Raw genomic sequence first — 24,834 nt, 5'->3', positions numbered from 1 at the left:
CTTTCAGAGGGTGACGGGTTGCGTCGCGGGATTGTGACGTAGCGCCTCGGGCTGTAGCGACGGGGTGTCGACGCCGGTGTCGCGTTCGACGAACTGGGTTCCCGGGGCCACGATCTCGTCGATGCGGTCGAGGGTGTCGGCGTCGAGCACGGTGGATGACGCCCGCACGTACGCGTCGAGGTGTTCGGCGGTGCGCGGGCCGATGATCACGCTGCTCACCGCGGGATGTTCGGTGGCGAATCCGATGGCCAGGTCGACCAGGGTCAGCCCGCGGTCCTCGGCGAGACGGGCCAGTGCATCCGCCGCCTCCAGCTTGCGTCGGTTCTGCGCCGCCCCGATGTCGAAGCGACCCGGGATCAGCGCCGCCCGAGCCGATTCGGGTTGCTGCCCGTCGACGCGGTACCTACCCGACAGCCACCCCGCGGCGAGCGGACCGTAGGACAGCACCCCCACGCCGTAGGCGCGGGTCACCGGGAACACCTCACGCTCGGCACCCCGCACCAGTAGCGAGTACGGGAGTTGTTCGGTGTGCGGTCCGATGAGTCCGTACTTCTCGGCCAACCAGTGCGCCTCCACCTGGCGGTGGGCGGGGAACACCGAGGTGCCGAAGTACCGGATCTTGCCCTGCGTGATCAGGTCGTTCAGGGTCTGCAGGGTCTCCAGCAGGTTGGTCCGCGGGTCGGGTCGATGCGCCTGATAGAGGTCTATGTGGTCGGTGCCGAGCCGACGCAGACTGTCTTCCACGGCACGCACGATCCACCATCGCGAGTTCCCCGCGTGACGCGGATCGTCACCCACCTGACCATGGAATTTGGTGGCGAGGAACACGTCGTCGCGACGACCGCTGATCGCCTTGCCGACGATCTCCTCAGACCGCCCGTCGCCGTAGACGTCGGCGGTGTCGATGACAGAGATACCCGCCTGCAGCGCGGCATCGATGATCGCGAGACTGGTCGTCTCGTCCTGCCACCTGCCGAAGTTCATGGTGCCCAACGTCAGTGGCGTGACACGCACACCGGTGCGGCCGAGCACCCGGGACGGTGCGATGGTCATGATGTCCTCCTCAGAACAGTCCGGTGGTGGGCGGCTCGGCACCGCTGATGTGATACGCGCCGGCGACCGCGGCCTTCCACTGCCGTGGATTGTGGTTGGCCGCCGTCCGGGCGTTGCGCCAGTGCCTGTCGAACCCGAGAGCACGGTCGGTGATCGAGCCGCCCGCCACGTCGAAGAGCAGCTCCGACGCACGCAGTGCGGACTCGATCGCGATGACGCCGGCCTCGGCCACCTGCACCGCGGCCGCCGCGGCCGCGGATCTCGCCACCTCACCGGTCGGTCCGCGGCGATCCTGCAACGCCTCGGCGGCGAGAAGGACCACCGCGCGCGCGGTCTGTGAACGGGCGCCGATCTCCCCCACCGTCTGCTGCACATACGGGTCGTCCGAACTCGACTGCGCGGAACTGTGTTTGATCGGTCGGGCGCGTTCCCGGACGAACTGCACGGCGTCGTCGAGGGCACGTACGGCGATACCCGCCTGCACGGCGGCGAGGTAGAGCTGCGCAAACGATCCCGGCCACGGATTATCCGACCCGACATCCGCGGCACGATAAGACTCCTCGTCGGCGACGAACACCTCGTCGAGATGGGTCGAACCGCTCTGGGTCAGTCGCTGCCCTATCGCGTCGAAGTCGTCGAGGCGGCGCAGACCCGGGCGGTCGACCGGGATGGTGAACCGCAGAGCCTCACCGTCCTCGGTCAACGCCTGTGTGGAGAAGTACGACGCGTACAGCCCACCGGTCGAGTAGTACTTGACACCGGTGACGATGTGGCCGCCCTCGACGCGTCGCGCCGTCGCGGAGATGCTGCCACTGGCACCGCCGGTGCGCTCGTTGGCCGTGCCCGCGAACAGGGCACCGGCTCGCAACCGCGCGAGGTTGGTGTCGCGGAACGGTACGTCCTTCCGCTCGGCGATCTGCTGGGCGACCAGGAAGGTGGGCCGCAACGCCTGCGCCACATTCGAATCCGCACGCGCGATGTCGATGACCACCTCGACCACGTCGCGAACGGAGCCGCCCGCACCACCGTCGGACCGTGCGACCCCGGTCAGCGTGATCCCCGCCTGGGCGAGTTCCCGGACATCGTCGATGGCGTAATCGCGTTCACCTTCGCGGGCCGCTGCGGTCTCGGCGAGGTGAGCCAGGACCTCCGCGACCGACCTCCGCTCGATCGGCAGGGCGGTCACGCGGTCACCGTGGCCGGCTGCGGAAGTCCCAGCAGTGAGCGCAGCGTGCCGCCGGAGTCCGGCGACTGCAGATCCTCCAGCCGACGTATCGCGGCGTGCACTGTGCGCGCGTCACCGGTCGGCGCGACAACCCAACCGTCGACCCCGGCACGAGAAGCCCGCGCCGACAATTCCTGTGGGTCGTCGACGGTGACGGTACGGGCCAGCACCGCGATGTCGGTACGCGTACGCCCGGCGACGTCGGCCGCGGCCGAGACCGCCGCGGGTGCCGTGTCGAGGTCGGTGATCACCACGTCGGCGATGGCGAGCACGTTACCGAGGTCGACCGGATCTGCGGCGACGACCGCCAGCACAGGGCGGCCCTGCACCGATGACGGGCCGTCCAAGGGGCCCGCCACCCGGTAGAAGCTCCCCTGGTGATGCACCGGCCTGATCAGCGCGTCGTCGGCGACGACGGCCCGCTCTTGATCGCCGCGTAACGCGTCGCGGGGGAATGACTCCCACAATGCGGCGAGCAGCTGTGCGTACTCCCGATGCCGTCGAGCCGGGTCGTCGGTCGGCGGACGCGGTGTCACGGCGTCGCTGACCTCGTCACCGCGACCGGTGCGCAGCACCACGCCCGCTCGCCCGTCGGTGGACCGATCCAGGGACAGGATCCGGCGGGCCAGGTTGTACGGCGAGTTGTGGGTGGTCGGCGCGTCGACCAGGAAGCCGAGCCCCGGATACCGTCCAGCGAGGTACGCGGCGGTGATCGACGGATCCACCACCACGGCACCGGGTGCGGAATCCACCAGGCGGATGCCCGTCACGCCCACTTCGTGCGCCACGTGGGTGAGGTGGTCGGCCTCCGTCAGGGACACCACCGATGCCGCGGTATCCGAGACCCGCTCCCCGACCGTCAGTTCCAGCAGAATGCTCATCGGTTGCCCCTCACCCCGCGCTCAACAGATGGCGGTGGGTGATCGCCGGTATGCGTGGTAGACCCAGCCCGAGGTGACCGCGCAGGGTGTTGTGGTCGTACTCCCTGCGGAACAGACCACGGCGCTGCAACTCCGGGACCAACTGCTCGGCGAAGTCGTCGAAACCCGAGGGCAGCACGTCGGGCATGACGTTGAATCCGTCGGCGGCGCCGCGTCGGAACCAGAGCTCGATGTCGTCGGCGATCTGCTCGGGGGTGCCGACCACGATCCGGTGCCCACCACCGCCCGACAGCGTGCGCAACAACTGCCCGAGCGTGGGGTTCTCGCGGACGATGATGTCGTGAACCACGCGGTAGAACGTCTGTGATCCGCCCGCGGAATCGGGATCGTGCAACAGCTCCGGCGGGATGGGTTGGTCGTCGTCGAGACCGTCGAGCGAGAAGCCCAGCTGTCCTCCAAGGCGGGCTCGTGCGTACGCATCGGGCAGCAGGTCGTCGAGCAGGTCGCGTCGGGCACGAGCCTCGGCCTCGGTACTCCCCAGCACGGTGGACAACCCCGGCAGGATCACCAGACCTTCCGGGTCACGACCGAGTTCCGCTGCTGCACCGCGCAGTTCTGTCCGGAAGGCCACCGCCTTGTCGACCTCTTGTTCGGCGGAGAAGACCACCTCGGCGACTCGGGCCGCGAGTTTCTTGCCGTCGGTGGACCCCCCGGCCTGTACCACCACCGGTCGACCTTGCGGGGACACCAGCGCGGTCCGCGCATCCCACGCCGCCACCACGTGCTCGGTGAGCTCTGCGGCGCGGCGGTAGCGGATCGCGTGATCGGGTTCGGCGGAGCGCCCGAAGTTCGCCGCGGCCGCAGCCCCCGCCGTGGTCACCACATTCCACCCCAGACGCCCACCGCTCACGACGTCGAGATCACCGAGACGGCGCGCGAGTTCGTCGGGGTCGTTGTACGACGACGACAGCGTCCCGATCAATCCGATCCGTTCGGTCTGCGCCGCGACACGGGCCAGCACCACCGACGGTTCCAGATTGTTCCCGGTGCGATGTCGGATGCTGGGGTCGAGAACAGGGCTGTCGGCCAGGAACACCGCGTCGAGCGACGCCTCTTCGGCCTTCCGAGCGATCGAGGTGTAGTGGTCGATCGAGTAGCTCGCGAGGCCGTCGGTACCCGGGTATCGCCACGAGCCACCGAACACGCCCGCGTTGAGTATGTTGACGTTGAGGTGCAGTTGCCTGGTCAGAGCGGGATCCTTTCGCTGCGAAGAGCCGCTCGCACCGAGTCAACCAGTGGGCCCTCCGAGCGTCACCGCTTGCGCTCACGGTGAATGCAAGATGACCCGACGGTGATGCCGCCAGTATGTTCGCTGGAATGACGCCATCACCCGATGTCCTCTGGTACATCCCCAACCAGAACGCACCCGGGCACCGCGGTGACGACGCGACCGAGGGTCACAACAGCCTGGCGACCCTGACCAGCCATGCGGTGGCGCTCGAGCAGAACGGGTTCATCGGCGCGTTGATCGGCACCGGATGGGAACGACCAGACACCTTCACGGTCGCCACCGCGCTGGCCGCGCGCACCACCAGCTTCGAGCCGTTGATCGCGATCCGCCCGGGATACTGGCAGCCGGCCCACTTCGCTTCTGCGGCAGCGACTCTCGACAACCTGACCGGCGGCAGGGTTCGGGTGAACATCGTGTCGGGGATCGACAACCTGGCCGCGTATGGCGATCACCACGTCGACCGCGAGGCCCGGTACGCGCGCACCGCCGAGTTCTTGCACCTGGTGCGTCGACTGTGGACCGAGGAGAACGTGACCTTCCACGGTGACCACTTCCACGTGGACGACTCGACGGTCACCCCGCGGATCACCGAACGTCCCAGGCGGCGCCACCCCACGCTGTACTTCGGCGGGGCGTCCGCCGAGGCCGAACGAGTGTCCGCCGCCGAGGCCGACGTCCAACTGTTCTGGGGTGAGACCCTCGACGGTGTCGCCGACCGCATCTCCCGATTACGTCAGTTGAGCGACGAGGTCGGTCGCCGTCATGCCCCACTCGAATTCGGGCTGCGGATAACGACCTTCGTGCGGGACACCACCGAAGAGGCGTGGTCCGATGCGGAGGCCAAGGTCGCAACGATGGCGGCGGCGCGCGGTACGGACTCGTCTGCCACCAATCCACATCGACGCAACGCGGTCGGTCAACAGCGATTGTTCGACCTCGCCGAACGCGGTGACGTCCTGGATGACAACCTCTACACCGCGCCCGGACGGTACGGCGGTGGCGGTGCCGCGACCACCTGGCTGGTCGGGTCGGCGCACGACGTCGCCACGTCGCTGCGCAAGTACCAGGACCTGGGCATCACACACTTCGTCCTGTCGGACACCCCGTATCTGCGCGAGATCGAACGGCAGGGCAACCAGCTGCTCCCGTTGCTGCGGTGAGTCTCAGACGGTCAGGACCCTGGGCGCCGGCGTCAGATAACCGAACGCTTCGGGGTTCAGCGGGATGAGGCTGGTCTCCGACGGCACCCGCCCGTAGACCAGGATGAGCACGGGACCGGCACCGGTGTTCAGCACCGCGGTGCGGTCGGTGGTGGGGTAACCCGTGGGGCGCTGATCCGACGGCACCACGTTGGGGAACCCACTGACGCCGGAACGGCCGTTGCGCAGGTTGACCCAGGCCACGGACAGTTGTGACTTCTCGTTCTCCATGTAGCGTTGGATCACGGTGACGGTGCCGCGCGGATGGTCGATACGGGCGTCGATCTTGTTGCCCAGGAACCCGCCTCGCGGATTCACGATGTTCACCGTGTCCAGTGCCGCCGCCGGGGTGGCCGTCACGGCCGTCGCGGCGACGTCGGCGGGCACCCCGGCTCGGGTCAGGGTGCCCACCACGTCGACCGGTGGTGCGGCCTCGGCCGGAGCCGAGACGCAGATCGAGATGAGGAAGGCGCCGACGGCCGACAGCGCGGCCATCATGAATACGGTGCCACGCCATGCACTGGCGGGCGATGCGGTGGTCATGGTGAAGTCACGCGGATGTGCCATGACCGGTCTATCTGCGAATCAGCTGTGAGTGTTACAGCTCACCCATCCGAACGGCGTGTCGCTACGAGTTTCTGCGTCACCGGAGCATATCTCGACAAGTTGGCCATCGTCCGCTGCACACCGGCGATCTCGTGCACGCCTTGCGCGATCATCTTGCGGTCCATCGGCGAGAGCCGCCGTGCGACCAGAATATCGTTGCTCGACGGCAGGCCGATCTGAGGCGGCCAGGGTCCACCGAATCGGCGAACGACGCGGCGGAGTCGATGTCGGATCCGCGCACTGCTTCGCGACGTGCGTTGCTACGCAGCGAGAGCCAGGCCAACTCCGCACCGTCGAGTTCTTGATGCCGGTTCAGCACAAGCTCCAACGCCCGACGTACCACCGCGTCGTGCACCAGCGACAGCACCGTGGTCACATCGAACGACGGTTGCTCTCGTCTCACCAGATCGGTGACCAGGTGAGGCATTCGGCCGGCCTGATGCTGCAGATCCTCCACCGTGCGCGCATGGTCGATCAACCCACGCAGCGACATACTCGGACCGGCCGGCGCGGCGATGAAGTCGGATGGCAACACCACTCCACGCACCTCGCCCGACGGGTTGAGCACCGGTAGTACGTGCAGCCGCGTCGGTCAAGATGCCGTAGGTACCGTCGGCGGTAGGGATGACCACGTAGTCGTGTTTGCGGTCGACCATCATCGCCGCGGGTGCCGTGCCCGGCGTTGGACGGGGTGCGACGACTCCGTGCGGTCAGCCGCCTGGCGAGATCGTCTGCGCCACCGGGTGTCGCGAACAGTGCGCGGGCCGTGGACACGGGGATCCGACACAATCGCACTGGTCCCACCGCGACGGCCAGCGGACCGTCCTTCCCACCGGACAGCAGCGACGAGACACCGACGATGCCACCTGGTCCGGGCGGCTCGTCGGGACCGTCGGGCGCGAAACTCTCTGTGTTCCACAGCTCCACCGTTCCCTGCGGAACCACGGAGAGGTCCTCGGCGGGTGCGCGGAAGCCGTCGAAGATCTCCGCACCGGGCGTCACCCCGGCTCAGGGTGCCCGCCGCTACCTCAGAGTGAACGTGGCGCGGCCGGGGATATTGGGCAGCGGGGTGACCGCACCCTCGTCGTAGCGGGCGTAGGTCGTGATGGTGGACTCGACCTTGCCGACACCGGGGCCGTAGCCGAACCCGTCGAGGACACCGTCCGGCGCGCCCGCGATGGAGCCATCCGGCAGCACCGTGTCGATCTGACCGTCGTGGGAGCCGGTGGTGGTGTTCTTCCAGTCGACACCGACCTTGAACGTTCCGCAGTTGAACCCGAACCGCTGCACGTGCGCCTTGACCCGGTAGGTCCCCTTCTGCGCGCCGGGGATCTTGGTGGCGTCGATACGGGCGCCACACAGGAATCCGGGTGTGACGGTGAAGGTGGGTGAGTACTGCACGGTGTCACCGGGGGCTGCCTGTGCGGCACCCGTGCCGACCACCGCCGCCCCGGAAGCGGCGGCGACGCATACGGCCAGGGTGGCGGCACGTCGTCCAAGGGCCCGTCGAGCCGAAGTGTTCGTCATCGTGATCCCTCTGTCGAATGGATGGTCATCACCGGGCCCGACTCCCGATCACAGACGGACTATCGCAGGGGCCTGACAGGTGGTTAGCAGGGTTTACTAAGCGGTTATGCAGGAGAGGCGCGATCGTGATCGGCGGTCGTGAGGACCGACCTCGATTGACAGGTCAGACTTGCAAGTCTAGCGTTCTAATCATGGCCGACCACGACGACGACATCCGCGAGACCGCTTTCGCTGTGCGCTCCGCGGTCAGCCTGATGTCGCGGCGCGCACGGGAGAGCAACAAAGCCGAGCTGGGCCTGCCGGAGCGCGCTGTGCTGTCGCGGCTCAATCGTCACGGACCCGACACCACGGCCGGCCTGGCTCGGTGGGAGGAGATCAGCCCGCAGTCCATGGGCACGCGCGTGGTCTCGCTCGAGGCGCGGGGGCTGATCTCGCGCGACCCCGACCCCGACGACGGCCGGCGGATCATCGTGACCATCACCGACGAGGGGCGAGACGTGGTGCTCGCCAGTCGCGGCCAGTTCACCGACCGCCTGACCGAGGTGTTGGCCGAACACTTCAGCCTCGAGCAACGAGAGCTGATCGGCAGAGCCGCACCGCTCATCGAGCATCTCGCCGAACTGCTCTGACCCACATCGCCTGGCGCGACGCGACCATCGCAGGGTGGCCGTGAGACCTCGCACGCCTGCCGAGGAGGCACCCATGTCGTCATCGACTATGTCCGCCGTGACGGAGAGACCGTTCTCCTGGCGGTTCACCACTCCGCTGTATTTCGGTTCGACCCTCAACCCGATCAACAGCGCCCTGATCGCCACCGCCCTGGTTCCCATCGCCCACGGCGTCGGGGTGCCCATCGGTGAGACCGCGGCATTGGTCTCCGCGCTCTACGTCGCCACGGCGATCGCTCAACCCACGGCCGGCAAAGCCGCCGATGTCTTCGGGCCTCGACGGGTGTTTCTCACCGGTCTGGTCATCGTGCTGCTCGGTGGGCTGGTCGGCGGTTTCGCTCCGAACCTGGCGACTTTGCTGGTCAGTCGAGTGATGCTCGGGCTCGGCACGTCCTGCGCCTACCCGTCGGCGATGTTGCTCATCCGGCGACGTGCGCAGGTCGCGGGGCTGGACGCGCCACCGGGTAATGTGCTCGGCCGTCTGCAGATAGCCGGGATCGCGACCGCATCGCTGGGCCTGCCCATCGGCGGTCTGTTGGTGCAGCTGTTCAGTTGGCGTGCGGTGTTCTTCATCAATGTGCCGGTGGCCATCATCGCGCTCATCCCCGCACTGCTGTGGGTCCCGAAGGACGGTCCCATCACCAATCGCCGTCCTCGACAGGTCTGTTCGGCACTCGACGCCACCGGCATCGTGGGCTTCGCCGCCGGGATGGTCACCCTGCTGTTGTTCCTGTCGTCGCTACCCGATCCGCGGTGGCTCTATCTGATCCTGTCGATCGCCGTGTGGATCGTGTTGGTGTGGTGGGAGCGCCGCGCGGCCACCCCGTTCCTGGACGTGCGGTTGCTGGCCGCCAACATGGCCCTGAGCCGGACCTATCTGCGATTCGCACTCACCCAGCTGTGCGCCTACACCGTGCTCTACGGCATCACCCAGTGGTTGGAGGCCACCCGCGGACTCTCCGAGCTCAGCGCCGGCCTGCTGCTGCTCCCGATGACGGTGATCTCCGGACTGGTGGTGGCCGCGGTCTCACGGCGCAACCTGATCCGTCCGACGCAGATCCTCAGCGCGACCTGCTGCATCGTCGCCGGCGTCGCCACCCTGTTCCTCGGCGGCCCCGCGTGGTTGGCGCTCACTGTGGTGGTGGTGGTGATGCTCGGTGTCTCGCAGGGCTGCGGCACCACCAGCAACACCATGGCGCTCTACACCCAAGCGCCGGCCGAACAGCTCGGCACGGCGTCGGGGCTGCTCCGCTCGTCCGGTTACCTCGGCTCCATCGCCTCGTCGGCGGTGATCGGCATCGTGTTCCACGAGCACCCCAGCAACGCGGGCGTCGGCAGCATCGGCTGGATCATGCTGGGCACCAGCGTGCTACTGCTGACGATCGTCCTCGCCGACCGCACGCTGCCCTGGCGCGCCGAGTCCCAGTCCTGAAACACCCACTCATGAAGGAGAAGAAGTGACCATCACGACCATCGACCCCACCGCCGCGCTCATCGTCATCGATCTGCAGCAGGGTATCGCCGGTGCACCGACCATCCACCCGTCACACGAGGTCGCAGCTCGGGGTGGCGAACTCGCAGCCGCCTTCCGCGAGCGCGACCTGCCGGTGGTGTTGGTGTCGGTTTCCGGCGTGGCTCCCGGTCGCACCGATCAGGGCGGCGGCACCACCCGCACGTTCGGTGCCGACTTCGCCGATCTTCTTCCCGAGGTGAACCAGCAGCCCGGTGATCACACCCTCACAAAATACCGATGGGGCGCCTTCGAGGGGACCGACCTGCTCAACACCCTCCACGACCTCGGCGTCACCCAGGTGGTGGTGGTCGGCATCTCCACCAGCGCAGGCGTCGAGTCCACCGCACGTTCCGCGCACGGCCACGGTTTTCACGTCACCATCGCCACCGATGCCGTCACCGACACCAACGCGAGCGCACACGAGAACAGCCTGACCGCCATCTTCCCGCGGATGGCGGAGACCGGCACCGTCGCCGAGATCATCAACGCGCTCCCACGGTAGGTGGGGGTACACGAGCGACGTCCCGCTCCGGGCTACTCCAAGGCTATCGGCACGATCGCAAGCATCCCCGGTACGACGATGGCCAGGAACACCGCGATCGCCAGCAGCCTGCGGAACAGGATGTCCTGATAGTCGATCGTGCTGTTGGCGATGATCAGGGTGCCGGCCACGTGGATCGGGTTCATCACCATCAGCGCGGCGGGCACGCACACCGCGGCGGCCACCCAGAACGCGATGCCCTGGTGACCGAAGGTGCCAAAGGCGATCGGGGTGATCAGCCCCAGCACGCCGAGGGTCGAGCTCTCGATGTTGCACAGCAAGGCCGTGAGATACGCCAAGACGAGGATCAGCAGGGCGCCGCTACCGAGATGCCGGAGGATGTGCGCGATCGAGTCGATGGTCCCGATCTTCTGCATCAGCCCCAGATAGGTGAGCAACCCGCACAACAGCAGGATCGACTGCCACGGAATTCTCTGCAGCAGGGCACGTTCGGAGGGCCGGAAGGCGATCTGCAGCAGCACCGCGAGGCACATCGCGGTCACCCCCACGTCGTACTTCGCCAGCACCACCAATAGCAGGAAGGCGAGCAGGGCGATCCCGCACGAGGCCATGTACCACGGGTTGCGGGCGGCCTCGTCCTGCTCGGTGTCGGCGGGAGCAGGGGTGGCCTCGAACGGTGTGCCTCGGCGTCGGGCGATCGCGGTGACCACCTGCAGCAGAGCCACCACCACGAAGGCGACCGCCACGGACACCGCCCACAGACCCCACTGGGGGTAGCTGACGTTCAGCTTGGACGCCGCCGATCGGACAACGGCACCGGTGGGGTTCAGCGGGGACAGCCCGGCACAGTTGGCGGCGATGATGACGGCCAGCTCGCAGAGCAGAAAGGTACTGCGCGAGCGCACACACATGTGCGCGACGATCGGTACGAGGAAGGCGATGGGAGCCGTGGAGAAGGCCCCGGCGGTCGAGAGCGCACCGGCGATCAGGAATCCGGCCCAGGGCAGGAGTGCATGCCGGTCACCGATCGCGCGGTAGACCCTGTCGACGAGGAACCCCAGGGCGCCACTGCGCTCGAGATGGGCGAAGAGCAGCGACACCCCGGCGATGAGCACGAACAGATCGCCAGGAAACGCCTTGTACATCTCCTTGGCGTCCAGACCGGACAGTGCCAACACGGGCAGCGCGGCAGCGAGCGCGAGCACACCGATGTTCATCCGACGCCAGATCGCGAGGACCAGGACCACGACCAACAGAACCAGTGACAACGACTGCGCGACGGACACCGACGTCCCCTCCCGACCAGGCTCAGGCCACCGCGCGGATGCCGACGACCGCCTCGAACTTAACCCCGTCGACTCGTCGGGCGGCACGATTCCTCGCCGACGATCCGACGCCGCGCCGGTTCTGCCGTGATAGTCCCTTAGGGAGTCGGCCGCCTGCTCAGAATGTGGGAGTCGGCGACGCCGCCTGCAGATGCCCCCGCAACGTGAACGTCTCGTATTCGTGGCGGTACAACCCACGCCTGCGCAGGATGGGGACCAGTTCGTCGGCGATCACCTCGAGCCCGTCGACCAAGATGTCCGGTTGCAGATTGAACCCGTCCACCGCACCCGCGTGGAACCAGTCCTCGATGCGGTCGGCGAGTTGCTCCGGCGTCCCGACGAAACCGGCGTGACCCGAACCGGTGTACCGGGTCTGTTTCAGGTACTCCCGGACAGTGGGGCGCGTCCGGCGGATCTGCGCCACGATGGACTCGCGGAAACCGAGGCTGCCCACGAAGGTCTGCGGATCCGCGGGCGCGGCCAGCACCTCCTCCGGGAACGGTTCGTCCAGTTCGAGTTTCGACGCGTCGAAGCCGATGGCCTGGGACAACCACTGCACCGAATACGACGCCGGGCTCGCGTCGTGCAATTCATCGCTGCGCCTGCGGGCCTCCTCCTCGGTGCTACCCAGGCTGAGCAGCAGGCCAGGCAGGATCTTCACCGCGTCGGGCGACCGGCCGTTCTGCACCGCAAGCTGTTTGACCAGCCGGTAGTGTTCGACCGCCTTGTCGCGGGTCAACTCGGCGGCGAACACCCCCTCGGCGACGCGGCCGGCCAGCGCCCGACCCCGTGGTGACCCACCGGCCTGGAAGACGACGGGATGCCCCTGCGCCGACGGCGGCACCCGAAGCCGGCCCTCGAGTTCGAAGAAGCCGCCACGGTGGCGCACCGTCTCCCCTGTCGCCGCGGACTCCCACAGCGCCAGGGCTACGTCGACGAAGTCGGCCGCCCGTTCGTAGCGGTCGTCGCGGAGGGGGACGTCGGGCAGCCCGAAGTTGCGCGCGGCGGCCGCCCCCCGGGTGGTGACGACATTCCACGCCGCCCGACCACCGGACAGGTGGTCCCAGGACAGCAGCCGCTCAGCCAGCTCGAAGGGGTCGTTGAAGGTGGTGGATGCGGTGGCCACCAGGCCGACGTTCTCGGTCGCGGCGGCGACGTGTCCCCAGTTGACGGTCGGTTCCAGGCGGATCGGGTTCGCGTCGTAGCTCGGGTCGCCCAGCAGCGGTCCGTCGGCCAGGAAGACCGCGTCGAGCGTGCCGCGCTCGGCGGTGCGGCCCAGGCGCACCCAATAGTCGGGGTCGACGAAGGCGTCGTCGGACAACAGTGGTGACTGCCAGGCCGAGGGCAGGTAGCCCAGCACCAGGGCGTTGATCCCGAGGATGACGTGCCCGTCACGGCGATCGGTCATCGGTGTCTCCTCTGCTGCCGGGTCACAGCGCCGGATGTGGTTGCGGCACCGGGAACGCCGCCCGTACGGCAGCGGGGCGTCCTGGCGCCATGGGTAGGTCCACGGCCGCACGGATCGCGGTGCCGAGCCCGATGGGACGCAAACCGACCGACAGCAGTCGCTCGGCCTCGTCGAAGACCACCCGCAGTGGGTCGGTGGGACCGGGGCGTAACAAGATGCCACAACAGTCACCGGAGGGCAGATCGGCACCCAACGCGACCTCCCGGACGTACCCGCCGGACCCGATGCTGAGATCGATGCCGGGGTCCACCGGTGCGTCGTCGCCGTACCACCCGATCACCGACACCCCGGCCGCTGGTGTCGGCGCGTTCAGCGGGCCGGCGATCGAGAAGACGTCGTCGAGGTCAACGTGCGCGATCCGGTCGGCCTGTATCAGGATCCCGGTCTCGCGGTCGGCGACGATGGAATCGAACGGCCAACTCTGCTCCAGGGCACGCACGGCATGCGCGGCGGCCAACGCGGTGTCGGCGGTCAGCGCGACGCCGTCACCGGTGGTTCCGCGCCAGGTGCCGCGGACACGATCGGTGCTCGGGGCGTACCTGTCGCTCTGGCCGATCACGAGACCGCTGCGTCCGCCGGACAGGTGACCCAACGACGTGACCCGACGGGCCAGGTTGTACGGGTGGTCACGGTGCGCGGCCGCGGCGATGAGGAACCGCGCGCCGCTGGTACGCGGGCCCAGGATCGCACCGACCGCGCTGGCGTCCAGGGTCTGCTCGGCCGGCTCGACGAAGGGGTCGATCCGGTCCAGACCGAGGACCGTAAAACCCAAAGGCAGGGCATCCCATCGACGCAACAGCGCGTCATCGGAGGTCAACTCCACCAACTGTGCGCCGTTGAGCCCCAGCGCGAGATACGGTTCGGCGTGACCGCTCATCTCAGTCGCCCTGCCCACCGCGGCCGAGGGCGGCGAGGTTCGGCACCGGGTCCTTGTCGTTGACGATCCAGTCGCCGAGGATCCTGGCCTTGTAGACCCGCGGATTGTGTGAAGACAACGTTCGGGCGTTGCGCCAATGTCGGTCCAGCAGCAGGTTGTCGGAGACGCCCGACGCACCGAGGGCGTCGAACACCTCGGTGGTGGCCCGCAACGCGGCGTCGATGATCACCAGCTGCGCCTGCGCGGTGGCGACCTCGGCGGTCAGCACCCGCTCGCCGGGTAGGTCGCGGTCACCCGCGGCGTGCGCCTCGGCAACCCGATCGAGGGTACGGCTGGACCGATCCAACGCCGCACCGGCGGAGAACGCGTAGGCCGAGAGCTGACCGACGATCTGCAGCAGTTGTGGGTCGAGCGCCGGGGTGGGATCCAGGGCCGCCGGGTAATTGCGCCCACGGGCCCTGATCGCGGCAGTGCCGTCCCGCAGGACCGCTCGGGTCACGCCGGTCAACACCGACAGCATCGCCGTCTGATAGAAGTGACCCTGGTAGACGAACCGATCGGTGGCCGGGAAGACGTCGCCGTCGGCTGCCGGAACGTCGCGGTAGTTCGCGGTGCCGCTCGCGGTGGTGCGCTGGCCGAACCCGGTCCAGTCGTCGACGAGTTCGACGCCGGGGTCGGCGCGGCGGACGAGTGCCGTCAATGGGGTGCCGTCGTCGTCCTTGCCCAGCACGTCGAGCCAGTCGGCGTACAGACTGCCGGTCGCGTAGAACTTGGCGCCGTTGACCACCCAGCCGTCCCCGTCCCGGCGGACCGTCGATTTCAGACTGGCGAAGGTGCCGTTGTTCGCCTCGGTCCAGCCGCCACCGACGAATTCCCCGTCGAGGAAGCGGCTGATCCACCGGTCGTTCGCCGGGCCTGCGGTGGCGTTCAGTCGGTCTTCGACGAATGCGAGATGGTTACGCCAGATGTGTGCGACGTTCGCGTCCGCCTCGGCGAGATCGGCGAGCAGCGCGAACGTCTGCTGCAGCGACGCCCCGAACCCGCCGAACTCCACCGGGATCCGCACGCGGCCCAGACCTGCCCCCTTCAACCACTCCACCTGTTCGTGCGGGAAGGTCCGCTGCCGTTCACGTTCCACGTTGCCGGCGGAGATCTCGTCGAACACCGACCGGAACCGGGCCGACAACGCGTCGTCGGTCGCGGTGGGTGTGCGCAGGTATGTCTGTGCGGTGGCGGTCGCGGTCATCGGTCAACCCTTCGTGTGCGGTTCATCGGGTCAGGGCGCTGGCGAGAGCGGGGGTGGAGCTGGTGGCGTGACCACCGATGGGTAGTACGGAATCGAGGAGGGCACGGGTGGCCGGATGCCGATCGTCGGCGAACAGGTCGTCGGCGGCGAACGTCTCGAGCAGCTCGCCGTCCTGCATCACGCCGATGCGATCGCAGACGAATTCGACGACGGCCAGATTGTGGCCGATGAACACGTAGGTCAGGCCGAGCTGATCACGCAGGTCGAGCAGCAGGTTCAGGATGGATGCCTGGGTGGTCGCATCCAGTGCGGAGGTCGGTTCGTCGAGGATCAGCAAGTCGGGTCGCAGGCCGATGGCTCTGGCGATTCCCACCCGCTGCCGTTGTCCGCCGGAGAGCTCACGGGGGTACCGCTGGGCGAGGTCGATGTTCAGACCCACTTGTTCCAGGGCCTCCCCGGCCAGCGCGGCCGCCGCACGGCGGTTGCCCGCCCTACCGAGTCGCAACAGCGGTCTGGCGATCTGGTCGCCGACGGTGATGCGCGGATTCAGTGCGGTCGTCGCGTCCTGGAACACGTACTGGAAGCGCCTGCGGAGCTGACGTCGGCTCTCCCGTGCCTCGACATCAGCACCGTCGAACAACACGGTGCCACCGTCCCGTGGGATCAGCCCACCCGCCACCCGGGCCAATGTCGACTTGCCCGAACCGGATTCGCCGATCAGGCCGAGGACCTCTCCGCGCCGCACGTCGAGGGTGACGTCGCCTACTGCGGGCACGGTCGACGACTTGCGGCCGGTCCCCACCCCACCCACGACGAATTGCTTGGTCACCCCGCGCAGTTCCAGCAACGCCGTCGGCTCGTCCGATACCCGGTCGTCGGCACCGGATTGCGCAGCTACGGACCGCGGCTCCTCGGACCCGGTGAGCAGGCGTCGCGGTGACCCCGGCTCGCTGCGGTGTCGCAACCCCACCGACGGTACGGATGCTATGAGGTTCCTGGTGTATTCGTGCTGCGGATCGGCGAGGACATCGGCGGTGGAACCCACCTCGACCACTCGACCCTGATTCATCACCGCCACCCGGGCACTCGCGTACGACACCACGCCGAAGTCGTGGGTGATGAGCAGGATCGCCGTGGAGGTCTCGTCGGAGAGGCGGAGCAGTAGGTCGAGGATGCGTTTCTGCACGGTGGCGTCGAGTGCGGTCGTCGGCTCGTCGGCGATGAGCAGCGCAGGGTGCGCGATACCCGCCAACGCGATCATCACCCGCTGTCGCATACCCCCGCTCAGTTCGTGCGGGAACGAGCGCAGCACGCGCCTGGTGTCGGTGATCCCCGCCCGCTGGAGCCAGTCGGCGGCCAGGTCGTGGGAGTCGCGCCGGTTGGCTCCCTGATGCAGGTGTGCGACATCGCCGAGTTGCTCACCGACGGTGAACGACGGATCCAGTGAGGTGACCGGGTTCTGGAAGATCATTCCCATCCCGGGACCACGGTGCGCGTTGAGCTGTCGTTGACTCAGTCCGATCAGCTCGGTGCCGCCCAGTCGTACGCTGCCGCCGGTCACCTCGGCGTTGTGCGGCAGTAGACCGGCGATCGCCGATGCCGTCGCACTCTTGCCCGACCCGGACTCACCGACAAGGGCGACCACCTCCCCCCGGCCGATGTCGAGGTCGAGATCGCGCACCGCGTGCACCCTCACACCGGGCAGCCGGAAGTCGACGCCGAGGCCGCGTACGGTCAGCAGTTCACCCATCAGACCGCTCCCATCACGGGTTGAGGACATCGCGGAGTCCGTCGCCGAGCCAGTTGAACGCCAATGCGACCAGCAGGATCGCCAACGCCGGGAACGTCGCGACACCGGGGTTACCGGTGACCAGCACGCGTGCGCCCTCGGCGATCATGCGACCCCAATCCGGTTCGGGTGGCTGCACTCCCAGTCCGAGCGCGCTGAGGCTGGCGGTGAACACGATGTTCACACCCACCAGGCTGGTGCCGTAGATGACGACGGAGGTGATGAGGTTCGGTACCACCTCGCTGCGCAGGATCGTCGGGCCCGAGGCGCCCAACGCCCGTGCCGCCTCCACGTAGTCCTTTTCCTTCTCCACCTTCGCCTCGGCGAACACGATGCGGGTGACGTACGGTGTGGCCGCGAAGATCACGGTGCCCATGAGCACCCAGGCACCGGGCTGCACCACCGCGGCCAACGAGAGCGCGACCAGGATGACCGGGAACGCGAACAGCACGTCCACGATGCGCATCAGCACGGCCGAGGTGCGACGCCCGGCGAAGGCCCCGAGCAGCCCCAGAACCGTCCCGAGCAGCAGAGCCACCGCGACGGCGACGACAGCGACGACCAGGGCCTCACGGCCGCCGTAGAGCAGCCGGCTCAGCACATCCCGGCCCTGATCATCGCTCCCGAGCAGGTGACCGGGGGCGCCGATCGGGGCGAGGACGTCGTCGGGATCGGTGGCGTTCGGATCCTCCGGTGCCAGCACGGGTGCAATGACCGACACGATCACCACCATCGCGAGCACCACCGCGCCCAGTACCGCCTCGCGGTTGCGCACGAACCGGGCGAACCCGGAACGGTGGAGTCGAGGAACGGTCGCGACAACCGTCGCCGCGATCATGCCGGACTCCGTCGTGGCAATGTGATCCGCGCCTGTGTATGACGCAGTCGCGGGTTCAGCAGATCGAGGACGACATCGGCGATCAGGTTGACCAGTACGAAGGTGATGGCCACCAACAGGATCCCCGACTGGATGACCGGGTAATCGGAGCCCGCGATCGCGTTGAGCAACACCGTGCCGATCCCCGGCCAGGAGAAGATCGCCTCCACGAAGACCACCCCTGTGAGCACCGAACCGATGGTCAGGCCGGTGATGTTGACGATCGGCGGCAGCACATTGCGCCCGACGTGTTTGCCCAGGACCGCAGCAGGTCCGAAGCCCTGTGAACGGAAGGTCCGGATGTGATCGGACTCCAGGTTCTCGATGACCGCGGCGCGCACGAACCGCGCGATGATCAGCGTGGACACCAGTGCGGCAGCGACCGCTGGGGCGACGATGTGGCGCAGCAGGTCCGGTGCCCCGCCCTCACCGCGCAGGTCCTGCTTGCCTCCCGCGGGCAACCATCCCAGCTTCACCGCGGTGAGCCAGATGACGATCACACCCACCCAATATGTGGGCAGATTGCTGCCCACCTGCACCAGCAGCATCGCGACCCGGTCGACCAGGCGGCCGTGCCGGACACCGGAGACGAAACCGATGGTCACGCCGACCACCAAGGTCACCACCGTGGCCGCCGCGACCAGCAGAAGCGTGTTGCCGAAGGCCGGGAACACCATGTCGGACACCCGCCCCCGGGTGGTGAAGGAGGTACCACCACCGTTGGTGAAAAATGCGGTCAACCAGTTCAGATACTGCTGCCAGGCAGGCAGGTTCAGACCGTAGGCGCCGCGGATCTCCTCGATCTGCTCCGGTGTCAGCTTGGCACTCAACACACTCTTCACCGGGTCGGCAGGCCCGGCCTTCGATATGACGAACACCAGCACGCTGATCACGAAGAGCACGGGGATCAGCACGGCGATGCGCCAGAAAATCTGTCGATACACTCTCAGCCCCCCACCCAGACACGGGACAGGTCGTAGTGGTTCTGTTGCGCCCAGACGAAGCCTCCGACGTGCCTGGACACCGCGTAATAGCGGGTGAAAGACAACAGTGGGAAGATCGACGCATCCTGAGCCCATCGTCGCTGCGCGACCTGCCACAGTGCGGTGGACCGCGCCGCGTCGCCGTTGGTGGCCGCGGCGGAGATCGCCCTCGCCGAACCGCCGTCGGGGTCGGCGTACTGCTGCGCGGTCTTCGGTATCGCCTTGGTGTTGGCGATCTTCAACCAGTTGCTCGCGACATATCCCCACTCGCCCAAGTAGATACCGTCGTCCGGGGTGAGGTTCGACTGCCGCGTGCCGTAGGTGATCCACTCGAAGGACTGCACCGAGGCGTCCACTCCGACGCCCTTGAGAGCCTGTTGGATGAATTCGGCGGTCGGCTGCCCCGCGGTGTCGGTGAGGATGTTGAATTTCACCTGTCCGGGCCGATAACCGGCCTCGGTGATCAGTTTCCTCGCATTGGCCGGGTCGTACGGCTGATCGACAGCGGTGGGGTCGTATGCCTCGTTGCCACGGTTGAGTATCGCGGTGACGGGTTCGGCTGCCTTCTTGTAGATCTTGTCCGCCAACTGCTTCCGGTCGACGGCCTGGATGATCGCCTGCCGCACCCGCTTGTCCTGCATGTACTGGTTGGTGAAGTTGTAGTTGTAGTACACGAGTTGCGGGGCGTTGCGGTTCTCGGGCAGCGAGTACCCCGTCTTCTGCAGCGCGGCGGCCGAATCCGACGGGACGCGGCTGATCACGTCGACCTCCCCGGTCTGCAGCGCGGCCACCCGGGCCTGGTCGTCGGTGACGGGTTTGAACACCACTTTGTCGAGATGGGGGCGCGGACCCCAGTAGTTCTTGTTGCGCACCAACGTGGTGTGGTCGCCACGGACTCGCTCCCGGAAGACGAAGGGACCGGTTCCGGTCGGGTGGTCGGACAAGCCGTCCTGCCCGTACTTCCGCAACGCGGTGGGGCTGAAGAACGCCGACGGGGCGTTGCCACTGTTGGGGATCTGCCGCAGGAAATCCAGGAAGGGATGGGCAAAGGTGTAGCGGACGGTGTGGTCGTCGAGCACGGTGAACGACGCCAGGTCGCCGTAGACCATGGACATCGTCGTGGCCGCGGTCTTGTCGTAGTACGCGAAGGTCGGATCGGTGAACCGCCGCACGTTGAACTGCACGGCCGCCGCATCGAACGGCGTGCCGTCGGTGAACCGCACCCCGCGACGGAGTTGGAACGTGTATGACGTGGCGTCCGGGCTCACCGTCCACGAGGTGGCCAGTTTGGGCACGATCTTCGGTACCCCGGTTGGTGAGGACAGGTCCTCGTCGACCAGCGACTCGTATATGTTGCGATCGATACGCCAGGTCTCCCAGGAGTATTGACGATTCGGGTCGAATTGCGTGACCTCCTGGTACTGCCCGACGATCAGGGCGCCACCGTCTCGTGGGGTGGCGCCCGCAGGCGGTACACGGTCGCCCGATGCGGTGCCACACGCGGCGACCAGCACGACCGCTGCAGCCGCCCCGGCCCACGACGCGGCGAGCCGAGTGGTCGAGGGCATGGTCGGTGGTTCCTCCAAGAGCTGGCGTCCGTAGTTTGCGACCCTACGAGGAATGCGTGTGCAGAACACCCGATCGTGGTGGTTGAAATCGCGGTGAATCTGACAGCGACGCGGATTGGGTCCGCAAACCGTACATTTCGGCAGGGTGCGTCTATTCCTTCTCGACTGCTCATCGCGGTACTAGCGTCGGCGTTCTCATCATCGTCACACCACCGTCCGGAGGACCAATTCGCCATGACCACAGATGAATCGGTCGCCGACCGCGCCCCCCAGGCGGCGACCGACACTCTTCCGCACGACGAGGTCTCCGGTCTCGGCGTGTTCGCGCAGGGTCTGGCCGCGGCGGCACCGTCCGTCGCGATCGCCGGGGTACCGGGCTCGCTGTTCCTGGTCACCGGCAAGGGCTCCTTCTGGGCGGCCGTGCTCGGCGGACTGATCGTCTTCGCGGTCGCCACCGTCATCACGTTCCAGGCCCGACGGACCGTCTCGTCCGGTTCGCTGGGCACCTACGCCGGCAACGGTCTGGGACCGATCGCCGCCTTCGCCACCGGTTGGTCACTGGTCATCGGGTACCTCGGTTTCGCGGCCGGTGGCGTACTCGGCGCGGTGCTGTACTTCAACTCGTTCCTGCAGGAGATCGGTTTGCCCACCGATCATCTCGCGGTGAAGGTGGTGTTGCTGATCCTCGCGACGATTGCCGCCCTCTACGTCCCGATACGCGGGGTGAACGTGTCGGTGAAGTTCGGCCTTGCCTTCGAAGTGGTCTCCCTGCTGGCGATCTCGGTGATCCTGGTCGCGTCGTACATCCAGTACGGCGCGCACATCGACACGGCTCAGTTCAGCCTGCACCATCTGGGCACCAACACCGTCCTGATCGCCACCGTGACCGCGGTGGGTTCGTACGCCGGCTTCGAGAGTGCGGCGTCGTTGGGCCACGAGGCACGCGAACCTCATCGCAACGTGCCCCGGGCCATCCGCAGGCTCGTCCTCGGGCTGGCCGCCTTGTACCTGTTCGCAACCTACCCAGAGGTGTTGGGGTTCTCCGGGGAACACAAGCTCGATCCGGATGCAGCGCCGCTGCCCACCGTCGCCACCAACACCGGCGTGCACTGGATCATCTACGTCGTCGACCTGTCCCTGGGTACGGCGATGATCGTGTTCTCCTCCGCTGTGGTCAATTCGGGTGCCCGCAGCCTCTTCACGCTGGCCGGCGAACGGGCACTGCCCTCGCCACTGGCGCGAGTGCATCCACGGTTCCGCACCCCGCACGTCGCCATCCTGCTGATCGGCGCCATCGGTTTCGTCATCGGCCTGATCGGGACGGTGAACTCGGTCGGTCGGTTCCAGTGGGACGTCTATGTCGCCATCGTCTCCAACTACGCATACCTACTCGCCTACCTGTTGGTCGCCATCGCGACCCCTCTGTGGCTGTACCGGATCAAGGCGCTGTCCGTCTGGTCCGCGGCTCTCTCTGCGATCGCCTCCGCAGCAATCATTTTCGTGATCTATCGGAACATCGTACCTATCCCCCAGGGTGCCTACCGGTACCTTCCGTACGTGTTCCTGGCCCTGCTGGCGATCGGGGTGCTGCGTTTCCTCCATCTCAAACTGACACGGCCGGAGATCGCCGCGCGGGTGGGTTCCATCCAGACCCTGTCCGACGATGAGCAACGACGGCTGGCCGACCTCGGCATCGCTGCCGCTGCTCGCGGCGTGGCGCCGACGGCCGAGCCGGGGGATCGCCCATGACTCTCACCATCCGACCGTTGACCGACAGAACCGAGGTCGATGCTGCGTTCTCGGTGTTCCTCCGCGCGATGGTGGGTCTTCCCTTACGCGACATCGACGCGGGCGAGGTGACGGAGTGGGGGCGCTACCTCGGCGCCCTCGACGACGGGGCGGTGGTGGGTGGGGCTGACTCCTACACCAGCTCACTGGTTGTGCCCGGCGGGGCGCGGCTGCCGCATGCGGCGGTCACCCATGTGGGTGTGCTGCCAACCCACCGGCGTCGAGGGATCGTCACCGGGTTGATGTCTCGGCAGTTACGTGACGTCGCCGAACGGGGCGAGGTGGTGGCCTCGTTGCGGGCCTCCGAGGCGGGGATCTACGAGCGGTTCGGATACGGCGTGGCCACATCCAGCCAATCCGCCCGCGTCCACACCGGGCGGTCGGTGCTGCGCGCCGGTCTTCCGTCGGGTGGGACGGTACGGTTGGTCGACGGTGCGGTGACGACCGACCTGTTGCGTGGTATCTACGACCGCGTCGACCGGGTCGGCTCGATCGAGCGACCGACGGGGTGGTGGGCCTTCCGGGAACGGATCCGCAGCCTCGACGGCACACCGACGTATGTGGTGGTACACAGCACCGACGCGGTGGACGACGGGTACGCGATCTATCAACCGCAGGACACCGCCGGTTGGTTCACCAGTCGCGAACGCAGTGTGCGCGTCTCCGATTTCGTGGCGTCCACCGATGCCGCGCGCGCCGGCCTGTGGCGCCATCTGCTGTCGTTGGACCTCGTCGACGTCGTAGAGTTCGAGGCGCTGGCTCTGGACGACCCCCTGCCACTTGCCGTGGTGGACCGTCGATCCGTGGAGTCAGGGCCGCCGCGCGACGAGACCTGGCTACGACTCATCGACGTGGAGGCGGCATTGCGCGCCCGGCAGCGCGGTGCCGACGACCCGGTCACCCTGCGCGTGCACGACGACCTGCTCGAGTCGAACGACGCGACGTTCGAGATCGGCAGCAAACAGGTGTTGCGGACCGACGCTCCGGCGGAGGCCTCGGTGGACGTCGCCACTCTGGCCGCTGCCTACCTCGGAGGAACCAGCTGGCAGTCGCTGGCCTCGGTGGGCCGCGTGGTGGCGGCGCGGCCGGCCACCATCGTCCGACTGGACAACCTCTTCGGTACCGCATCCGCACCCTTCGCCGGCACGGTGTTCTGAGGCCGGGAGGAGGAGTTCCACCTGGGCAGCGGCTGACGACCGTTCAGCGCTGACAGCGGTCTGGAGCCGGTCTGTCCGCGAAGCGGTCGGCCAACCAACCGAAAGCACGATCGGCGTTCACATTCGCATGGCCCTTGTCGGGCTGCATCTCGGAGTCGATCACCGCCCCCTCCGAGCAGGCTCTGGCCACCGCCCGCTGCGTCCACACCGGGTCGATATAGGTGTCCCGACCGCCATAGATCACCAGCATCGGCGCCGATGGCCGCCGCTGCGGCAGGGCATACGCCTGCAGCGCATCGGTCAGCTGCCGCGCCGCTTTGTCGGAGGTCGGTGCTATGTCGTGCGGACCGAGTTCGGCCGCGGCCTTGGTGCGCGCATCCAGCTGTGGCCCGTTGCACTGGGACAACACGTCCCAGTGCGCGATTGCGCTGCCGCTACGAAAGTCGGCTCGGTTGATGGTGGGGTTGCTGCGCGCGAGGGATTCGACGACCCACTGCAGTACCGGTTTCTGGTCGTCGGTGAGCTGCCCGTCCTGCGCCTTGCGTACCAGCCCGGCCACGTCGGCAGCGGGCGACAGCGCGACGCTGCCCACCATCGTCAGTTCCTTCGCATAGACGTCGGACTGCTCGTCGGCGGCCCAGGACGCACCCCCACCCTGCGAACCGCCGAAAGCCGCCCAGCGTGACGACACACCCGGATACACCGCACGCAGAGCGCGTACCGAGTCGATCATGTTGAGGCCCGCCGTCTTCGAATCGAGATACGGGTGAACCCCCGGCGCTCCCAGACCCTGGTAATCGGCGATGCTGACCGCGTAACCGCCGCGGGTGAGATTGGCAGCCACGGTGGCCAACCCCTTCAGATCGTCCGACTCCGACGGGGCACACGGCTCGTTGATGCCGGTGGTGCCGTGGCCGAAGGCGATCACCGGCCACCCTCCCGCCGGCGGTGCGCCGTCCGGCCGAAAGACAGTACCTGACACCGTCGTATCGTCACCTGTTGTCCCATTGGTGGAGCGGTAGGTGACCTTGGCTGCGTGTACCCGGGTGAGCCGCACCTGCCATGGCAGCTGTGGCATGGTCTGCGCTGCCACCACCGAACCCGGCCCGGAACCGGCGGCCACCGGAATGGGCTCCGGGTCACCGGGCGCGACCACCGACCACCATTTCACGACCACGGTGATCTCGATCAACATCACCGTGACGATGAGCAACACCGACACGGTGATCGCAAACTTCTGTCGCCCGGACAACGGCGGCAGGGAGAGCCGGTTCATCGAATAGCTCTACGC

The 24,834-nt window shown here is 67.5% G+C and carries 22 protein-coding genes; 6 read left to right on the top strand and 16 right to left on the bottom strand.

What is annotated here, in order from left to right:
• Positions 1 to 3 precede the first annotated feature (3 nt).
• The 4 genes from BW971_RS02440 to BW971_RS02425 are packed head-to-tail and all read right to left on the bottom strand — an operon-like array spanning position 4 to position 4,363.
• Complete coding sequence (locus BW971_RS02440) at positions 4 to 1,053, bottom strand: aldo/keto reductase (RefSeq protein ID WP_076476109.1); 1,050 nt, start codon at positions 1,051 to 1,053, stop codon at positions 4 to 6.
• Between the two features lie 10 nt (positions 1,054 to 1,063).
• Positions 1,064 to 2,239 carry an acyl-CoA dehydrogenase family protein gene (locus tag BW971_RS02435; protein WP_076476107.1) on the bottom strand — a complete coding sequence of 392 codons (1,176 nt, stop codon included), beginning with the start codon at positions 2,237 to 2,239 and terminating at the stop codon, positions 1,064 to 1,066.
• Positions 2,236 to 3,159, bottom strand: coding sequence for an LLM class flavin-dependent oxidoreductase (locus BW971_RS02430; protein ID WP_076476106.1), 924 nt, complete (start codon positions 3,157 to 3,159; stop codon positions 2,236 to 2,238). Before BW971_RS02430 ends, BW971_RS02435 begins: the two co-directional genes overlap by 4 nt.
• Positions 3,160 to 3,169: 10 nt before the next feature.
• Positions 3,170 to 4,363, bottom strand: coding sequence for an LLM class flavin-dependent oxidoreductase (locus BW971_RS02425; protein ID WP_234974187.1), 1,194 nt, complete (start codon positions 4,361 to 4,363; stop codon positions 3,170 to 3,172).
• Between the two features lie 173 nt (positions 4,364 to 4,536).
• Between BW971_RS02425 and BW971_RS02420 the strand changes: the two genes are divergently transcribed.
• A complete protein-coding gene (locus tag BW971_RS02420) occupies positions 4,537 to 5,610 on the top strand; it encodes an LLM class flavin-dependent oxidoreductase (protein ID WP_076476102.1) in 1,074 nt (357 codons plus the stop codon).
• A 3-nt stretch (positions 5,611 to 5,613) separates the two neighbouring features.
• On the opposite strand, the gene BW971_RS02415 is transcribed toward BW971_RS02420, so the two are convergent.
• The 3 genes from BW971_RS02415 to BW971_RS02405 form a co-directional block, all read right to left on the bottom strand.
• Entirely contained in the window at positions 5,614 to 6,216 is a 603-nt protein-coding gene (locus BW971_RS02415; RefSeq protein ID WP_143690165.1) for a hypothetical protein, read from the bottom strand.
• A gap of 148 nt (positions 6,217 to 6,364) precedes the next feature.
• On the bottom strand, positions 6,365 to 6,793 hold the full coding sequence (locus BW971_RS02410; protein ID WP_234974186.1) for a DUF294 nucleotidyltransferase-like domain-containing protein: 429 nt from the start codon (positions 6,791 to 6,793) through the stop codon (positions 6,365 to 6,367).
• 485 nt (positions 6,794 to 7,278) lie between these two features.
• The gene (locus BW971_RS02405; protein ID WP_143690164.1) at positions 7,279 to 7,782 is read right to left on the bottom strand and encodes a hypothetical protein; all 504 of its coding nucleotides are present in this window, start codon (positions 7,780 to 7,782) and stop codon (positions 7,279 to 7,281) included.
• A gap of 191 nt (positions 7,783 to 7,973) precedes the next feature.
• On the opposite strand from BW971_RS02405, the gene BW971_RS02400 reads away from it, so the two are divergent.
• The 3 genes from BW971_RS02400 (at position 7,974) to BW971_RS02390 (ending at position 10,465) form a co-directional block, all read left to right on the top strand.
• Positions 7,974 to 8,411 (top strand): MarR family winged helix-turn-helix transcriptional regulator, encoded by a 438-nt coding sequence (locus BW971_RS02400; protein WP_076476099.1) that lies wholly within the window; start codon positions 7,974 to 7,976, stop codon positions 8,409 to 8,411.
• Positions 8,412 to 8,484: 73 nt separating this feature from the next.
• Positions 8,485 to 9,882: an MFS transporter gene (locus BW971_RS02395; protein ID WP_076476097.1), complete on the top strand. Its 1,398-nt coding sequence runs from the start codon at positions 8,485 to 8,487 to the stop codon at positions 9,880 to 9,882.
• A 25-nt stretch (positions 9,883 to 9,907) separates the two neighbouring features.
• The gene (locus BW971_RS02390; protein ID WP_076476096.1) at positions 9,908 to 10,465 is read left to right on the top strand and encodes an isochorismatase family protein; all 558 of its coding nucleotides are present in this window, start codon (positions 9,908 to 9,910) and stop codon (positions 10,463 to 10,465) included.
• 32 nt (positions 10,466 to 10,497) lie between these two features.
• Here the strand turns inward: BW971_RS02390 and BW971_RS02385 are convergent, their stop codons facing one another.
• The 8 genes from BW971_RS02385 to BW971_RS02350 all read right to left on the bottom strand — a co-directional run bounded on the left by BW971_RS02385 (position 10,498) and on the right by BW971_RS02350 (position 20,598).
• Complete coding sequence (locus BW971_RS02385) at positions 10,498 to 11,751, bottom strand: SLC13 family permease (RefSeq protein ID WP_076476094.1); 1,254 nt, start codon at positions 11,749 to 11,751, stop codon at positions 10,498 to 10,500.
• A gap of 157 nt (positions 11,752 to 11,908) precedes the next feature.
• Positions 11,909 to 13,198: an LLM class flavin-dependent oxidoreductase gene (locus BW971_RS02380; RefSeq protein ID WP_083709177.1), complete on the bottom strand. Its 1,290-nt coding sequence runs from the start codon at positions 13,196 to 13,198 to the stop codon at positions 11,909 to 11,911.
• Between the two features lie 22 nt (positions 13,199 to 13,220).
• A complete protein-coding gene (locus BW971_RS02375; protein ID WP_076476092.1) occupies positions 13,221 to 14,135 on the bottom strand; it encodes an LLM class oxidoreductase in 915 nt (304 codons plus the stop codon).
• Position 14,136: 1 nt separating this feature from the next.
• Positions 14,137 to 15,381, bottom strand: a complete 1,245-nt coding sequence (locus BW971_RS02370) for an acyl-CoA dehydrogenase family protein (RefSeq protein WP_076476090.1) — start codon at positions 15,379 to 15,381, stop codon at positions 14,137 to 14,139.
• A gap of 22 nt (positions 15,382 to 15,403) precedes the next feature.
• Positions 15,404 to 17,161 carry an ATP-binding cassette domain-containing protein gene (locus tag BW971_RS02365; protein WP_076476088.1) on the bottom strand — a complete coding sequence of 586 codons (1,758 nt, stop codon included), beginning with the start codon at positions 17,159 to 17,161 and terminating at the stop codon, positions 15,404 to 15,406.
• Complete coding sequence (locus BW971_RS02360; RefSeq protein ID WP_076476086.1) at positions 17,145 to 18,008, bottom strand: ABC transporter permease; 864 nt, start codon at positions 18,006 to 18,008, stop codon at positions 17,145 to 17,147. The genes BW971_RS02365 and BW971_RS02360 overlap by 17 nt, the downstream gene beginning before the upstream one ends.
• Complete coding sequence (locus tag BW971_RS02355; RefSeq protein ID WP_076476085.1) at positions 18,005 to 18,991, bottom strand: ABC transporter permease; 987 nt, start codon at positions 18,989 to 18,991, stop codon at positions 18,005 to 18,007. Before BW971_RS02355 ends, BW971_RS02360 begins: the two co-directional genes overlap by 4 nt.
• Before the next feature lie 2 nt (positions 18,992 to 18,993).
• Positions 18,994 to 20,598, bottom strand: a complete 1,605-nt coding sequence (locus BW971_RS02350) for an ABC transporter substrate-binding protein (protein ID WP_076476083.1) — start codon at positions 20,596 to 20,598, stop codon at positions 18,994 to 18,996.
• 234 nt (positions 20,599 to 20,832) lie between these two features.
• Here BW971_RS02350 and BW971_RS02345 point away from each other — a divergent pair, with 234 nt between their 5' ends.
• Both BW971_RS02345 and BW971_RS02340 read left to right on the top strand, forming a co-directional pair.
• Positions 20,833 to 22,347 (top strand): APC family permease, encoded by a 1,515-nt coding sequence (locus BW971_RS02345; protein WP_076476082.1) that lies wholly within the window; start codon positions 20,833 to 20,835, stop codon positions 22,345 to 22,347.
• Positions 22,344 to 23,543 (top strand): GNAT family N-acetyltransferase, encoded by a 1,200-nt coding sequence (locus tag BW971_RS02340; protein WP_076476080.1) that lies wholly within the window; start codon positions 22,344 to 22,346, stop codon positions 23,541 to 23,543. The genes BW971_RS02345 and BW971_RS02340 overlap by 4 nt, the downstream gene beginning before the upstream one ends.
• A gap of 43 nt (positions 23,544 to 23,586) precedes the next feature.
• Here the strand turns inward: BW971_RS02340 and BW971_RS02335 are convergent, their stop codons facing one another.
• Positions 23,587 to 24,819, bottom strand: coding sequence for a lipase family protein (locus BW971_RS02335; RefSeq protein ID WP_083709176.1), 1,233 nt, complete (start codon positions 24,817 to 24,819; stop codon positions 23,587 to 23,589).
• Positions 24,820 to 24,834: the final 15 nt, after the last annotated feature.

It is taken from the genome of Williamsia sterculiae (assembly GCF_900156495.1).
In the GTDB taxonomy this organism is placed as follows: Bacteria; Actinomycetota; Actinomycetes; order Mycobacteriales; family Mycobacteriaceae; genus Williamsia_B; species Williamsia_B sterculiae.
This window is presented reverse-complemented; position numbering and strand designations above follow the sequence as displayed.

What these genes read in the sequence shown, in the direction of transcription:
- BW971_RS02440 (WP_076476109.1), bottom strand. Translation starts at nt 1,053, where the DNA reads ATGACCATCGCACCGTCCCGGGTGCTCGGCCGCACCGGTGTGCGTGTC.
- BW971_RS02430 (WP_076476106.1), bottom strand. Translation starts at nt 3,159, where the DNA reads ATGAGCATTCTGCTGGAACTGACGGTCGGGGAGCGGGTCTCGGATACC.
- BW971_RS02420 (WP_076476102.1), top strand. Translation starts at nt 4,537, where the DNA reads ATGACGCCATCACCCGATGTCCTCTGGTACATCCCCAACCAGAACGCA.
- BW971_RS02415 (WP_143690165.1), bottom strand. Translation starts at nt 6,216, where the DNA reads ATGGCACATCCGCGTGACTTCACCATGACCACCGCATCGCCCGCCAGT.
- BW971_RS02405 (WP_143690164.1), bottom strand. Translation starts at nt 7,782, where the DNA reads ATGACGAACACTTCGGCTCGACGGGCCCTTGGACGACGTGCCGCCACC.
- BW971_RS02400 (WP_076476099.1), top strand. Translation starts at nt 7,974, where the DNA reads ATGGCCGACCACGACGACGACATCCGCGAGACCGCTTTCGCTGTGCGC.
- BW971_RS02395 (WP_076476097.1), top strand. Translation starts at nt 8,485, where the DNA reads ATGTCGTCATCGACTATGTCCGCCGTGACGGAGAGACCGTTCTCCTGG.
- BW971_RS02380 (WP_083709177.1), bottom strand. Translation starts at nt 13,198, where the DNA reads ATGACCGATCGCCGTGACGGGCACGTCATCCTCGGGATCAACGCCCTG.
- BW971_RS02375 (WP_076476092.1), bottom strand. Translation starts at nt 14,135, where the DNA reads ATGAGCGGTCACGCCGAACCGTATCTCGCGCTGGGGCTCAACGGCGCA.
- BW971_RS02370 (WP_076476090.1), bottom strand. Translation starts at nt 15,381, where the DNA reads ATGACCGCGACCGCCACCGCACAGACATACCTGCGCACACCCACCGCG.
- BW971_RS02365 (WP_076476088.1), bottom strand. Translation starts at nt 17,161, where the DNA reads ATGTCCTCAACCCGTGATGGGAGCGGTCTGATGGGTGAACTGCTGACC.
- BW971_RS02360 (WP_076476086.1), bottom strand. Translation starts at nt 18,008, where the DNA reads ATGATCGCGGCGACGGTTGTCGCGACCGTTCCTCGACTCCACCGTTCC.
- BW971_RS02350 (WP_076476083.1), bottom strand. Translation starts at nt 20,598, where the DNA reads ATGCCCTCGACCACTCGGCTCGCCGCGTCGTGGGCCGGGGCGGCTGCA.
- BW971_RS02345 (WP_076476082.1), top strand. Translation starts at nt 20,833, where the DNA reads ATGACCACAGATGAATCGGTCGCCGACCGCGCCCCCCAGGCGGCGACC.
- BW971_RS02340 (WP_076476080.1), top strand. Translation starts at nt 22,344, where the DNA reads ATGACTCTCACCATCCGACCGTTGACCGACAGAACCGAGGTCGATGCT.
- BW971_RS02335 (WP_083709176.1), bottom strand. Translation starts at nt 24,819, where the DNA reads ATGAACCGGCTCTCCCTGCCGCCGTTGTCCGGGCGACAGAAGTTTGCG.